At 43.5% G+C, this 12663-nt stretch carries 14 protein-coding genes; 1 reads left to right on the top strand and 13 read right to left on the bottom strand.

The window, feature by feature from the left end:
• Positions 1-24: 24 nt before the first annotated feature.
• The 13 genes from rpsC to F8N35_RS05155 all read right to left on the bottom strand — a co-directional run bounded on the left by rpsC (position 25) and on the right by F8N35_RS05155 (position 11721).
• Complete coding sequence (rpsC, locus tag F8N35_RS05215) at positions 25-777, bottom strand: 30S ribosomal protein S3 (protein WP_068702492.1); 753 nt, start codon at positions 775-777, stop codon at positions 25-27.
• Complete coding sequence (gene rplV / locus F8N35_RS05210) at positions 761-1195, bottom strand: 50S ribosomal protein L22 (RefSeq protein WP_068702491.1); 435 nt, start codon at positions 1193-1195, stop codon at positions 761-763. Before rplV ends, rpsC begins: the two co-directional genes overlap by 17 nt.
• 42 nt (positions 1196-1237) lie before the next feature.
• Entirely contained in the window at positions 1238-1504 is a 267-nt protein-coding gene (gene rpsS / locus F8N35_RS05205; protein WP_068702489.1) for a 30S ribosomal protein S19, read from the bottom strand.
• 20 nt (positions 1505-1524) lie between these two features.
• Complete coding sequence (gene rplB / locus F8N35_RS05200) at positions 1525-2349, bottom strand: 50S ribosomal protein L2 (RefSeq protein WP_068702487.1); 825 nt, start codon at positions 2347-2349, stop codon at positions 1525-1527.
• Between the two features lie 8 nt (positions 2350-2357).
• The gene (rplW, locus tag F8N35_RS05195) at positions 2358-2648 is read right to left on the bottom strand and encodes a 50S ribosomal protein L23 (RefSeq protein WP_068702485.1); all 291 of its coding nucleotides are present in this window, start codon (positions 2646-2648) and stop codon (positions 2358-2360) included.
• Between the two features lie 13 nt (positions 2649-2661).
• Entirely contained in the window at positions 2662-3291 is a 630-nt protein-coding gene (rplD, locus tag F8N35_RS05190) for a 50S ribosomal protein L4 (RefSeq protein ID WP_068702484.1), read from the bottom strand.
• On the bottom strand, positions 3291-3908 hold the full coding sequence (rplC, locus tag F8N35_RS05185; protein ID WP_293050289.1) for a 50S ribosomal protein L3: 618 nt from the start codon (positions 3906-3908) through the stop codon (positions 3291-3293). The genes rplD and rplC overlap by 1 nt, the downstream gene beginning before the upstream one ends.
• A 97-nt stretch (positions 3909-4005) precedes the next feature.
• On the bottom strand, positions 4006-4311 hold the full coding sequence (gene rpsJ, locus F8N35_RS05180) for a 30S ribosomal protein S10 (protein ID WP_068702480.1): 306 nt from the start codon (positions 4309-4311) through the stop codon (positions 4006-4008).
• A 90-nt stretch (positions 4312-4401) separates the two neighbouring features.
• The gene (gene fusA / locus F8N35_RS05175) at positions 4402-6519 is read right to left on the bottom strand and encodes an elongation factor G (protein WP_293050288.1); all 2118 of its coding nucleotides are present in this window, start codon (positions 6517-6519) and stop codon (positions 4402-4404) included.
• A 69-nt stretch (positions 6520-6588) separates the two neighbouring features.
• Complete coding sequence (gene rpsG / locus F8N35_RS05170) at positions 6589-7065, bottom strand: 30S ribosomal protein S7 (protein ID WP_068702476.1); 477 nt, start codon at positions 7063-7065, stop codon at positions 6589-6591.
• Positions 7066-7203: 138 nt separating this feature from the next.
• Entirely contained in the window at positions 7204-7620 is a 417-nt protein-coding gene (rpsL, locus tag F8N35_RS05165; RefSeq protein WP_293050287.1) for a 30S ribosomal protein S12, read from the bottom strand.
• Between the two features lie 325 nt (positions 7621-7945).
• Entirely contained in the window at positions 7946-11191 is a 3246-nt protein-coding gene (locus tag F8N35_RS05160; RefSeq protein WP_293050286.1) for a UvrD-helicase domain-containing protein, read from the bottom strand.
• Positions 11192-11274: 83 nt separating this feature from the next.
• Positions 11275-11721 (bottom strand): hypothetical protein, encoded by a 447-nt coding sequence (locus F8N35_RS05155; protein ID WP_293050285.1) that lies wholly within the window; start codon positions 11719-11721, stop codon positions 11275-11277.
• A gap of 275 nt (positions 11722-11996) precedes the next feature.
• Between F8N35_RS05155 and F8N35_RS05150 the strand changes: the two genes are divergently transcribed.
• Positions 11997-12635, top strand: coding sequence for a tetratricopeptide repeat protein (locus F8N35_RS05150; protein ID WP_293050284.1), 639 nt, complete (start codon positions 11997-11999; stop codon positions 12633-12635).
• Positions 12636-12663 lie beyond the last annotated feature (28 nt).

The raw sequence follows: 12663 nt of genomic DNA, 5'->3' as shown, positions 1-12663 counted from the left end.
TCTTTGAATTCAATGCGTTAGAAATTATTTTTTCTTTTTACGGAAGCCGCCTCTACGGTCGCCACGATCTCCACGATCATTGCGGTCGTTACGTTGGCCACGGTTGTTAGAGCCTTCTTTGGCTGCTGCGAATTGAGGAGCCAAGTCCTTTTTACCATAGATTTCGCCACGGCAAATCCACACTTTCACACCAATAAGACCAACCTTTGTTAAGGCTTCAGCAAGAGCGTAGTCGATATCTGCACGGAATGTGTGAAGAGGAGTACGTCCTTCTTTGTACATTTCCGAGCGAGCCATTTCAGCGCCGTTCAAACGACCTGAAACCTGCACTTTGATACCTTCGGCTCCCATACGCATTGTAGATGCAATGGCCATTTTGGTTGCACGACGATAAGCGATTTTGCCTTCGATCTGACGAGCAATGTTATTAGCAACAATTACAGCGTCGAGTTCAGGACGTTTCACTTCATAAATATTAATCTGAACGTCTTTGTCGGTGATAGTTTTCAACTCTTCTTTCAGTTTGTCAACTTCCTGTCCGCCTTTACCAATAATGATACCCGGACGAGCTGTACATACTGTGATTGTGATGAGTTTTAACGTACGTTCAATTACTACGCGAGAAACACTCGCTTTAGCCAGACGGGCGTGAAGATACTTTCTCAGTTTGCTGTCTTCCAGCAATGTATCTCCATAGTTATTCCCTCCATACCAGTTGGAATCCCATCCGCGGATGATTCCCAAACGATTACTTACCGGATTAGTTTTTTGTCCCATCTGCTACTTCATTTGATACGTTAATACTATTCTTTGAGTCAACAAACAACGTTACGTGGTTCGAACGTTTGCGCACTCTGTAACCGCGTCCTTGCGGAGCAGGACGAAGGCGTTTTAACATACGGCCGCCATCAACGTGAATAGCGCTGACGAACAAATCGCCGTTTTCTGCTTTTTGTTCTGTTTTTTGTTCCCAGTTGGAAATAGCGGAACGAAGCAATTTTTCAAGTCTGGCTGACGCCTCTTTGGTCGAAAACTTCAATACCCCGAGAGCTTTGTTCACTTCCATACCACGGATCATGTCTGCCACAAGGCGCATTTTACGGGGTGAAGTTGGAACGTCGTTAAGACGGGCGAAATATTGTGTTTTGAGGGCTTCTTTCCTATTTTCTGCTGAATTTTTCTTTCTTGAACCCATTTTATTGATATTTTTATTTTTTCAAGTAAATGAATCAACGGGTTATTTACGGTTACCGCTGTGGCCGCGGAAGGTACGTGTCGGGGAAAATTCACCGAGTTTGTGACCTACCATGTTTTCAGTAACGTAAACAGGAATAAATTTGTTCCCGTTGTGAACTGCAATCGTATGACCTACGAAATCAGGTGAAATCATTGAAGCACGAGCCCATGTTTTTACTACGGTTTTTTTACCGGATTCATTCATGGTCAACACTTTCTGTTCAAGCTTCAGATTGATGTAAGGTCCTTTTTTTAATGAACGACTCATAGTATCTCTCTAATTATACGTTATTTTTTTCTTCTTTCGATAATATACTTGCTTGATTGCTTTTTAGGAGCTCTTGTCTTATAGCCCTTAGCTAACAAGCCTTTGCGAGAACGTGGGTGACCACCAGAAGCGCGTCCTTCACCACCACCCATGGGGTGATCGACAGGGTTCATAGCAACACCACGTACGCGAGGACGTCGTCCTTGCCAGCGTGTGCGACCGGCCTTACCTGAACTTTCAAGATTGTGTTCTGAGTTGCCAACGCTACCTACAGTTGCTTTGCATGTGCAAAGAATTTTGCGGGTTTCGCCTGAAGGTAATTTGATAATTGCATAGTTTTCTTCGCGAGAAGTCAACTGTGCAAATGTACCTGCTGAGCGAACCAATGCAGCACCCTGTCCCGGACGTAATTCAATGTTATGAATAATTGTACCGAGTGGGATGTTCTTCAACGGTAGAGAGTTTCCAACTTCAGGAGCTGCTTCAGCGCCTGATAATAGAGTTTGGCCAACTTGCAGTCCATTGGGTGCAAGAATATAGCTTTTATCACCATCAGCGTAATAGAGCAACGCGATACGAGCCGTACGGTTCGGATCATACTCTATGGATTGTACCTTCGCAGGTACTCCTTCTTTGTTACGCTTGAAGTCAATTACTCTATATTTCTTCTTGTGACCACCGCCGATATAACGCATGGTCATCTTACCTGAGTTATTGCGACCGCCGGTTGAGCGTTTGCCTGTCACAAGAGATTTTTCCGGTACAGACGAAGTAATTGTGTCGAACGTACCGATAATTTTGTGTCTCTGCCCCGGTGTAACGGGGTTCAATTTACGTACAGCCATTGTTTTACTTAAATATTGCTATAAAAATCAATGTTATCTCCATCTTTCAACGTAACCATAGCCTTTTTGAAAGCTGAAGTTTTACCGTTGATAACTCCACCTTTGGTGAAGCGGCTTTTCTTTTTGCCTGGCATAACTGCTGTATTAACAGCAACTACGGTTACGCCATACATTTCTTCTACGGCTTTCTTGATCTCAATCTTATTGGCGCCTTTTTCAACGCGGAAGCTAAAACGATTGAGTTTTTCACTAAGGCCGTTTGCTTTTTCTGTAACAATCGGTTTAATTATAATTCCCATCACTTTTACCTCCTTATGCTTTTAAGATTTGATCCAAACCAGCGAAAGAAGCTTCAACAACAACAAGTGATTTCGCATTCATAATACTGTAAGTATTTAGATCAGAAACAGTTGTTACATTAACACCTTTCAGGTTTCGAGCCGACAAATATACGTTTTTATTTGGTTCCGATAAAATAATAAGCGGCTTTTTATCAGCTACTTTCAAATTTTCGGTCAACGCGATTAAGTTCTTTGTTTTTGGAGCGTCGTATTGAAGAGCATCAACTACTACAATCGCATCGGCTTTTGCTTTATATGCTAAAGCTGACTTACGAGCCAATTGTTTCAGTTTTTTGTTCAATTTGAAGCTATAGTCACGGGGAACCGGACCAAAAACGCGAGCACCACCCACCAATACCGGCGAGTTGATATCACCACGACGAGCGCCACCTCCACCTTTCTGGCGGATCAGCTTGCGTGTACTTCCGGAAAGTTCGCTTCTTTCTTTTGCTTTGTGAGTACCCTGACGTTTGTTTGCCATGTACTGTTTAACATCAAGATAGATAGCGTGGTCATTAGGTTCAATGCCAAAGATAGCCTCGTTAAGAGTTACCTTTTTTCCGGTTTCTTTTCCTTCTATGTTATATACGTTCAGTTCCATTACTTATTGATAATTACGATTGAACCTTTAGCCCCGGGAATTGAACCTTTGATAAGCAACAAATTGTGCTCGGGGATTACTTTTAACACTTCCAGGTTTTGCACTGTTACAGTATCACCACCTGTACGACCACCCATTCTCATACCCTTTACCACTTTTGAAGGGTAAGAAGAAGCACCCATAGAACCCGGGTGACGCAGACGATTGTGCTGACCGTGTGTGCTTTGACCTACACCACCAAATCCATGACGTTTAACAACGCCCTGAAATCCTTTACCTTTTGAAGTTCCGATAACGTCTACCCAAGTAGTACCGTCGAACATTTCAACTGTGAGAGCATCTCCCAGTTTGATTTCGCCTTCAAAACCTTTGAACTCAACCAAGTGTCTTTGAGGTGCTACGTTTGCTTTTTTGAAGTGGCCTGCTTCGGGTTTTGTAGTGTGCTTGTCTTTCTTTTCTTCAAAACCTAACTGAACCGCTTCGTAACCGTCTGTTTCAACGGTTTTGATTTGCGTAACAACACAAGGACCAGCTTCGATAACAGTACATGGTACATTTTTACCATCGGTACTGAAAACGGATGTCATTCCGATTTTTTTTCCAATTAATCCTGGCATTTCAATTAAAATTTAACCCTTAACCCCAAACGGGGGATCGGTCTTGTTTACAATTATTTTTGTACTTAATTCTTAACTCTGTTCTTGCAGAAACTTATCAAACTTTGATTTCAACTTCTACACCGCTTGGCAATTCAAGCTTCATCAAAGCGTCAACAGTTTTAGCAGTTGAGCTGTAGATGTCGATCAAACGCTTGTAGTTTGAAAGTTCAAACTGTTCGCGAGATTTCTTGTTAACAAACGGAGAACGCAATACGGTAAATACGCGTTTGTGTGTAGGCAATGGAATTGGACCGCTTACTACTGCTCCGGTTGCTTTTACTGTCTTAACGATTTTTTCTGCTGATTTGTCAACCAGGTTGTGATCGTAAGATTTTAATTTGATTCTGATTTTTTGACTCATCGTTATAGTCGATTAATATTAATAGATATAGTGTTAACAGCTGCAGGTTAAGAGTCATTTGCTAACCTGCGCTGTTTCCACTTATTATTTTTACAAGAGTTCTACTTTACCTTTAGCTTCAGCAACTACTGTTTTTGCAATAGATGAAGAAACTTCTGCATAGTGAGAGAATTCCATTGATGAAGTTGCACGTCCCGAGCTGATTGTACGCAATGATGTTACGTATCCGAATGTTTCTGCCAAAGGAACTTTAGCTTTCACAATACGTGCACCCGTACGGCTCGATTCCATACCTTCAACCTGACCACGACGTTTGTTCAAGTCGCCGATTACATCACCCATGTTTTCTTCCGGAGTAACCACTTCCATTTTCATGATCGGTTCCAACAGAACGGGTTTTGCTTTAGCACAAGCTGTTTTGAATGCAATCTGAGCACAGATTTCGAACGACAACTGGTCAGAGTCAACCGGGTGGAACGAACCATCTATGAGTTCAACTTTCAACTGATCAACCGGGAAACCTGCAAGCACACCATTCTTCATAGCTGCCTGGAAGCCTTTCTGTACAGAAGGAATATATTCTTTAGGAACGTTACCACCTTTCACAGAGTCGATAAATTGAAGACCACCTTCAAAGCCTGCATCAACAGGACCTACTTTTACGATGATATCAGCGAACTTACCACGACCACCCGACTGTTTCTTGTAAACTTCGCGAAGTTCAACAGTGTTGGTGATAGTTTCTTTGTAAGATACCTGAGGACGACCCTGGTTACATTCAACCTTGAACTCACGTCTCAAACGGTCGATAATGATTTCCAGGTGAAGCTCACCCATACCTTCGATTACAGTCTGACCTGTATCTTCGTTTGTTTTAACACGGAAAGTTGGATCTTCTTCAGCCAGTTTTGACAAACCAAGACCGAGTTTATCCATATCTTTCTGAGTTTTCGGTTCAACCGAAATACCGATTACTGGTTCAGGGAAGTCCATCGATTCGAGAACGATAGGATTAGCTTCGTCGCAAAGGGTATCACCTGTACGGATATCTTTGAAACCTACACCAGCACCAATATCACCAGCACCAATCACTTCAACAGGATTTTGTTTGTTGGAGTGCATCTGGAAGATACGAGAAATACGTTCTTTTTTGTCAGAACGTGTATTGTAAACGTACGAACCGGCAGCCAGTTTACCAGAGTAAACACGGAAGAAGCAAAGACGTCCTACGTAAGGGTCAGTTGCAATTTTGAACGCCAAAGCGGTCAAAGGTTCGTCTTCGTCCGGATGACGAACGATTTGTTTGTCTTCGAAACGAGGATCATTACCAAAAATCTCAGGAGTATCCAGAGGACTTGGCAAGTAAGCACAAACAGCGTCAAGCATTGTTTGTACACCTTTGTTCTTGAATGCCGAACCACAAATCATAGGAGTAATTTCCATTGAAAGGGTTGCTTTACGAATCGCTACGTTGACTTCTTCTTCTGTGATTGTTGAAGGATCGTCGAAGAATTTTTCCATTACGGCATCATCGTATTCAGCAACTACCTCGAGCATTTTTTCTCTCCATTCTTCGGCTTCAGCCTGAAGATCTGCAGGGATTTCTTCTACCGAGTATTCAGCACCCATAGTTTCGTCATGCCAGAAGATAGCTTTCATTTTAACAAGGTCAATAACCCCTTTGAATTTTTCTTCAGCACCGATAGGAATCTGGATAGGACAAGGTTTTGCACCCAACACATCCTTAACCTGACGTACTACTTCATAGAAATCAGCACCAGAACGGTCCATTTTGTTTACGAAACCGATACGTGGTACATTGTATTTGTCAGCCTGACGCCAAACTGTTTCCGACTGAGGTTCAACACCACCTACAGCACAGAAAGTAGCCACAGCACCATCGAGGATACGCAAAGAGCGTTCTACCTCAACCGTAAAGTCAACGTGACCCGGAGTGTCAATCAGGTTGATTTTATATTTATCGTTCAAATAGTTCCAGAACGTTGTTGTTGCAGCAGAAGTAATGGTAATACCACGTTCCTGCTCCTGTTCCATCCAGTCCATGGTAGCAGCGCCATCATGAACTTCACCGATTTTGTGAGTAAGACCGGTGTAGTACAGAATACGTTCCGAAGTTGTTGTTTTACCGGCATCGATGTGAGCCATGATACCGATGTTACGCGTATAGTGTAAGTCTTTTTTTGCCATTTGTTTTTATATTTGCCTAAACAATAGGTCGTTAATTTTGTAACGATTTTTGTTCGGTTTAAATTAAGGTTAGAACCTGAAATGAGCAAAAGCACGGTTTGCTTCAGCCATACGGTGCATATCTTCTTTACGTTTGAAGGCACCACCCTGGTTGTTAAACGCATCAACTACCTCAGCAGCCAATTTCTCAGCCATTGATTTGCCACCACGTTTACGTGCATATAAAATAAGATTTTTCATACAGATAGACTCCTTACGGTCGGGACGGATTTCTGTAGGAACCTGGAATGTTGCACCACCAACACGGCGTGACTTAACTTCGACCTGAGGAGTGATATTGTCGAGAGCTTTTTTCCAGATTTCAAGCGGAGTCTTTTCTTCGTTGGGAAGTTTGGCTTTTACGGTTTCGAGTGCACCATAAAATATATCGAAAGCAGTGCTTTTTTTGCCATCATACATGAGGTGATTGACAAACTTTGTCACCATCACTTCACTAAAAACCGGATCGGGTAGAATGATCCTTTTCTTTGGTTTTGACTTTCTCATTGTGATTCAAAATTTTGTTTTGTTCTGGTTGTTTTAATGTAGTTTCTTCAACAATCCCACCGGATTATTTACTCAACCTTCAACGGCCACCAATAACTCAAACCGTGATTAGATTCTTTTCTTAGGGAAGTCGGCTACTTATTTCTTTTTACCGCCTTTAGCTGCTGCAGCTGCTGCCTGACCCGGTTTCGGACGTTTAGCACCATACTTCGAACGACGTTGAAGACGACCGTTTACACCTGCCGTATCCAAAGTACCACGAACAATGTGATAACGTACACCGGGAAGGTCTTTTACACGACCGCCACGAACCAACACAATGCTGTGTTCCTGCAAGTTGTGTCCTTCACCCGGGATGTAAGCATTGACTTCCTTTTGGTTGGTCAAGCGAACACGAGCTACTTTACGCATTGCAGAGTTAGGTTTTTTAGGAGTGGTTGTGTAAACACGCACGCAGACGCCACGACGTTGAGGACAAGCATCCAATGCTGGAGCTTTACTCTTGTCAACCAGCGCTGTCCTTCCTTTTCTCACTAATTGCTGAATTGTAGGCATTTTGACTGTGATTTAAATACTTAAATTTTTGATATATCTACTCTAAATTGGGCTGCAAAGATAGAACTATTTTTTTAGAATACAAAGAGGTACGAAATAATTTCTTGATTTTTTATAAGATACGAGGTTTTGCAGAACCTGCAGAGAAAAAATTATCCGTCAAACGGGCACAAAATTGTGTCATTCGTTTTGCTTTGGAATAAAATTTTTAACAAATGGGGATTCTAAAAAAACATAATTTTGATTCAGTCCGGATATTTGTCCCTAATGTTGGAATTATAATCTTTGGCAAAAAGTACATTCGTGTTATGTACAGTCAAACCAATTACACTTTTTCCAACTTGTTTTTCTCTACATAGCAAAGGTAGGCCGTGGCGGTATAGCCCATTTCTTCCACTAAATTTTTGTAGTTGAGTACCTGTTGGCGGTAGCGGGGTTGTTCGTGTCCGAACTTGTAGTCGATGATGGTGGCGTGCCCGTCCGTAAAAACGACGCGATCGGGCACATAAGTCTTGTTGTCAGGGGTAAAGATGGGAGTTTCGTTAAGGATACGCAAGCCGGGGGCGAAGAATTGCCGGATGCCCTCGATCTTCCAAAACCGATCGAACATGGCGGTAATCTCTTCCTTTTCACCGGCAGTGATGCGTCCGGTGCGTTCCATATCTGCGATGGCGCGTTGCTCGTCACCTTCATGGCGAATATTGTGCAATACTTCATGCATCAGCAATCCGTAGTTGATCGACAGAGTGCGCGACGATGTCTCTTTTTCCAAATAGTCCGTTCCCTTGTATTTTACTGCAATGGGACTGATGGGGGCGATAGATTGTGCATAGCGGTAATGCACCTGCAAATCTTTCTGCTCCTTTGTCGACTGTTGTGCCGTATTTCCCATATCCAGAGTAAGCAATTCGTTGTTCCAAAACGGAGCAAATGAATGACAAGCATCTTTTGCATCGGCCGGTATGTTTTCGACTGACAGTTCGTCGGTGATGCAGCGATGAAGCAACGTAGAGAGAGAACTCACCTTGATTTCTCCTTTAGCGTTGGGTTTGGGCTGCGGAGCCAGGAGCACCATCTCCTGCTTAGCACGTGTAAAAGCCACATATGCCACATTGAGGTTGTCGATAAACGAAGCCATGCGCTCCTCAAAATAGTCGGCCGCAAAAATAGTCTTGGCCAACGAAGAAGAGTACTGCACCGGAGTCAGTTCCAGTTCGCTGAAAGGTGCCACGGTCGGTTCGCACCAGATGATATCGCGGTTGTTGTTGTCAAGCGACCAGTCGGCAAAGGGCATCACCACAGCTTCAAAACCCAACCCTTTCGATTTATGAACGGTAAGTACACGGATGGCATCCTGCGCTTCGGGTGAAGCAATCGTCTTTTGCACACCCTTTTCTTCCCACCATTCGAGGAACGAGGCTATGCCCGCCGACTCCTTGATGGAATATTGATGCACCAAATCTTGGAATGCCTGTAAGTAGACATCTTCGCCTTCGTTGCTTTTGAGGCCGAACAGGAAGATCAACTCTTCGCTCAGCTCAAAGATAGAACGGTTGGTTCCTTCGTTGATAAGACGCCGCAACTCTTCGTGCACCATACGGGTATTTGCACCTTCGGGATTATCAAAACAAGAGGCTAATGCTTCATGGGGCTCTTTGCCCTGATGCAGCACAAAATAGAGGTACGGCACAAGGGTTTGCAACAGTTTATCGTCGGGATGCAAAATGTAGCGCAATGCTTCGATAACGAACCGTACCGCCAGCGAGTTTCCGATGACCAATGCCTCGTTAGAGATTACGTCGTAGCGGTAACCTTCGCGGGCCTGCTCGCTATTTTTATATTGCAACAGGTATTCTACCACCTCGGTGGCTTCGCTGTTGCGGCGTACCAGCACGGCCATGTCGCGTAGCGCAAAACCTTTATCCTGCCACTGTTCAATAATGGTAGGCAGTTGTGCCAGCGAATTTTCTTTCCAATCCTTTTCCTCGTTATTTACAAAGCGCACTTCCACGTGGCCTTCGCCGGCTTTAGGCGAATAGTGCTGGAACAATCCTTTGTAAGCTTCTTTCAGCCGACAATGGAGATCGCCGCTGTAGTGTTCGGGCAAGTCATCGTTGAAGAGCTGCTGCATAAACAGCGATGCCCGATCGAAAAAGAGGTTGTTGAAATCAATCACATTACGGCAACTTCGCCAGTTGTCATTGAGATATTCTTCGTGAATCTGTCCGTTGGCAAAATCGTCGAAGAGCTGTCGGTCGAGCAGACGCCAGTCGGAGTTGCGCCAGCGGTAGATACTCTGTTTTACGTCGCCCACAATCAGGTTTTCGTTGCCGGAGGCCAGACTATTATCCATCAACGGCTTAAAATTTTGCCACTGCATGGCAGAGGTGTCTTGAAACTCGTCCATCATCAAGTGGTGGATATGCACCCCTGTTTTCTCGAAAACAAAAGGCGTATCGCTTCCGTCCACAATCTGGTTGAGCAGCTCAGTAGTATCGCTCAGGAGCAGACGGTTGTTTTCTTCCGAGTCAAGACGGATGCGGCTGTCGATGTCGGAAAGAATACCCAGTGCGTAGAGATGTTGGCCAATGGTGTCGGCGGTTTTGTATTTGACAAAGGCATCGCCGAACAGCGTAGAAATCTTCTCGACAAAGGCGTTAAGTCCGGTGTGATAGACCGCTTCTATTTGTGCTTTTGCCGGAGCAGTCTTCGTGCACCAGTTGTCGGGATTACCCGCCAAAGCCATAAAAGTATTCGACGGCTCTTTTATTTCGCCTGCTGCCAGCTTTTCGAAAATAAATAGTGCAGAACGACTACCTCCCTTAAAATCGGCAGGAGTAAGGTCGTGACTCGCCATCAGTGTGAGCGCCTCCTCTCCGATCTGTTTCAACTCTTTTTCGAAACGAGAAGTGATGGCATATAATTTTTGCCGGTATCCGTTAAGGAATTCACGGTTGTGAAGTTTTTCACGCACCAGCGGTAGCTTCTTTTTGTATCGTTCTTTAAATATCTCTCCGGCCAGCAATCGGATGGCATAACGAATATCCCACCCCTTGCCATTTTCGATGCGTTCACGGGCAAACTGCATCAGCCAGTCGAGCAACAGGCGGTTCTCTTTTTGGTCGAGAGAAAAGAGCAAGCCGTCGATGGCCGTTGCCAGCGGTTCGTCGGTATCAATCTCAATATTGTAGCCACCGTGCAGACCTATTTCGCGGGTAAAGCTGCGCAGTACCTGCTGAAAAAAGCGGTCGATGGTATTGATAGAAAAGGAGGAGTAGTCGTGTAGAATCTCCTTGAGCAGGTGATGCGCGCGAGCATTCACCTTGCCAGCAGAAAGGCCGAAATGCCGCATCAAACCCTCACGATAGCCCGACTCCTCGCCACGCGCCAGCCTGTCGAGTTCTGTGATGATACGGAGCTTCATCTCTTCGGTGGCCTTGTTAGTAAAAGTCACAGCCAGTTGACGGCGGTGCGCATAAGGCTGCCGGTCGGCAAAAAGCAGACGAATATAATCCTGAGTCAGGCGGTAAGTTTTGCCCGATCCGGCGGAAGCACGATAGAGATTCAGCATTTTCTTTTGTTCTATGTTGCAAAGATAGAAAAACCTATCGGAGAGAGAAAAGAACAAAGGAAGCGAATATGAACTATCGGCACCTATTCAAGAGTTGCCAGCTCTTCTTCCAAAGTTTGTTTATGAACCAGCTCTTCCTGAGATAAAAGATGAAAAAGATTCTTCATCTCAGTTTCTGAAGATTTTTGCGCAATATCACGATATCCATAGTAGGCTTCAATTTCAGCATTAATTGCCTTCATAAATATTTCTTTAACAGGATTAACCGGCTTTTCTATCTGAAGAAAATCAAGATTTTCCGGGTTAGCATCGGGCGTATATGACATGGAAAGAAATTGATGATTATCCAAAAGAGAGGACAATAATGCCTTGTGCCGTAATTCATCGTTGGCAAGTTGTTCCCATATACTCTTCTGATGAAGATTAAGTGTTCTTTTGGCGTTGCGACTGTATTGTTCATAACTTAAATGCTCCTGATCAATGCAATACGCAAGAGCTTCTCTGATTGTTTGAAATTCCTTAGGGTTCATGTGCAAATAATTTATTAATGATCAACCTGACATCATCACAAACTCACACTAAAAAAAACCTTGCAAAAAGTAAGACGCATAATATATTACGGCACCTTTATCCGGATACACGCCCAAATTGTTTTTATCAATTTTTTTAGTCTGATTGCAAATATAATTGATTCGCACCTTATATTTGCCATATAAAATAAAAAAACATCATTTTTTTTATTTGAATATCAATGTGATAAATCGACTACTTTATCACTGTAATGTTTAATTAAAAATTATCTACTATGCATTGTTCTATATCAAAGTCAGGGATTTTGAATTTATCGTTGTGCCTGATATTTTACGCTTTAGCGTCCATTCATCCAATTAAAGCTCAACGCATTAATGCCGATTCTCTTTTCATTAGCGCCCGTCAGGCAGCTAATGCCGGTGACAAAGTCGGCGCCATTACTACCTGTAAACGGATTCTTGCAAATAATCCCGGTTATCAGGATGCCCGCATTTTGTTGTCCCGCATTTATTTATGGGACAAAAAGTATGATCTGGCAGAATCCAACATCAATACTATCATTGAAACAAATCCAAAAAGTTTCGATGCATGGGATGTAAAAACCGATTTTTCTCTGTGGCGCGGAGATTACACTTCCTGCCTCCACGATTGTGATGCTGCCCTTTCATGCTTCCACAACAACAAAGCTCTTTTATTAAAGAAAGCCAGAGCCTACAACGGATTGAAAAAACCTGAAATGGCAAATGTGGCTCTGAATATGCTGTTGTATGTTGATCCTCAAATTGCAGACGGCCTCACATTGCTGAAATCATGGCAGGATCAACTTAAAAAACCAGCTGAGTATCAGTTATTCGTCAGACTATTTCCAGAGTCGCACTTTAATACCCTGACGAACACTCCATTTGCAGTATAGCCGGAAAATTCCAACAGGAACATTGGTC

Origin of the sequence: Paludibacter sp., from assembly GCF_009712605.1 — a bacterium.
Classification (GTDB): domain Bacteria; phylum Bacteroidota; class Bacteroidia; order Bacteroidales; family Paludibacteraceae; genus Microbacter.
Note: the sequence above shows the minus strand (reverse complement) of the source record. Positions and strands in the feature narration are given on the sequence as shown.

Bases quoted from the DNA above. Each gene is read 5' to 3' on its own strand.
- rpsC (WP_068702492.1), bottom strand. From the start codon at position 777: ATGGGACAAAAAACTAATCCGGTAAGTAATCGTTTGGGAATCATCCGC.
- rplV (WP_068702491.1), bottom strand. From the start codon at position 1,195: ATGGGTTCAAGAAAGAAAAATTCAGCAGAAAATAGGAAAGAAGCCCTC.
- rpsS (WP_068702489.1), bottom strand. From the start codon at position 1,504: ATGAGTCGTTCATTAAAAAAAGGACCTTACATCAATCTGAAGCTTGAA.
- rplB (WP_068702487.1), bottom strand. From the start codon at position 2,349: ATGGCTGTACGTAAATTGAACCCCGTTACACCGGGGCAGAGACACAAA.
- rplW (WP_068702485.1), bottom strand. From the start codon at position 2,648: ATGGGAATTATAATTAAACCGATTGTTACAGAAAAAGCAAACGGCCTT.
- rplD (WP_068702484.1), bottom strand. From the start codon at position 3,291: ATGGAACTGAACGTATATAACATAGAAGGAAAAGAAACCGGAAAAAAG.
- rplC (WP_293050289.1), bottom strand. From the start codon at position 3,908: ATGCCAGGATTAATTGGAAAAAAAATCGGAATGACATCCGTTTTCAGT.
- rpsJ (WP_068702480.1), bottom strand. From the start codon at position 4,311: ATGAGTCAAAAAATCAGAATCAAATTAAAATCTTACGATCACAACCTG.
- fusA (WP_293050288.1), bottom strand. From the start codon at position 6,519: ATGGCAAAAAAAGACTTACACTATACGCGTAACATCGGTATCATGGCT.
- rpsG (WP_068702476.1), bottom strand. From the start codon at position 7,065: ATGAGAAAGTCAAAACCAAAGAAAAGGATCATTCTACCCGATCCGGTT.
- rpsL (WP_293050287.1), bottom strand. From the start codon at position 7,620: ATGCCTACAATTCAGCAATTAGTGAGAAAAGGAAGGACAGCGCTGGTT.
- F8N35_RS05160 (WP_293050286.1), bottom strand. From the start codon at position 11,191: ATGCTGAATCTCTATCGTGCTTCCGCCGGATCGGGCAAAACTTACCGC.
- F8N35_RS05155 (WP_293050285.1), bottom strand. From the start codon at position 11,721: ATGAACCCTAAGGAATTTCAAACAATCAGAGAAGCTCTTGCGTATTGC.
- F8N35_RS05150 (WP_293050284.1), top strand. From the start codon at position 11,997: ATGCATTGTTCTATATCAAAGTCAGGGATTTTGAATTTATCGTTGTGC.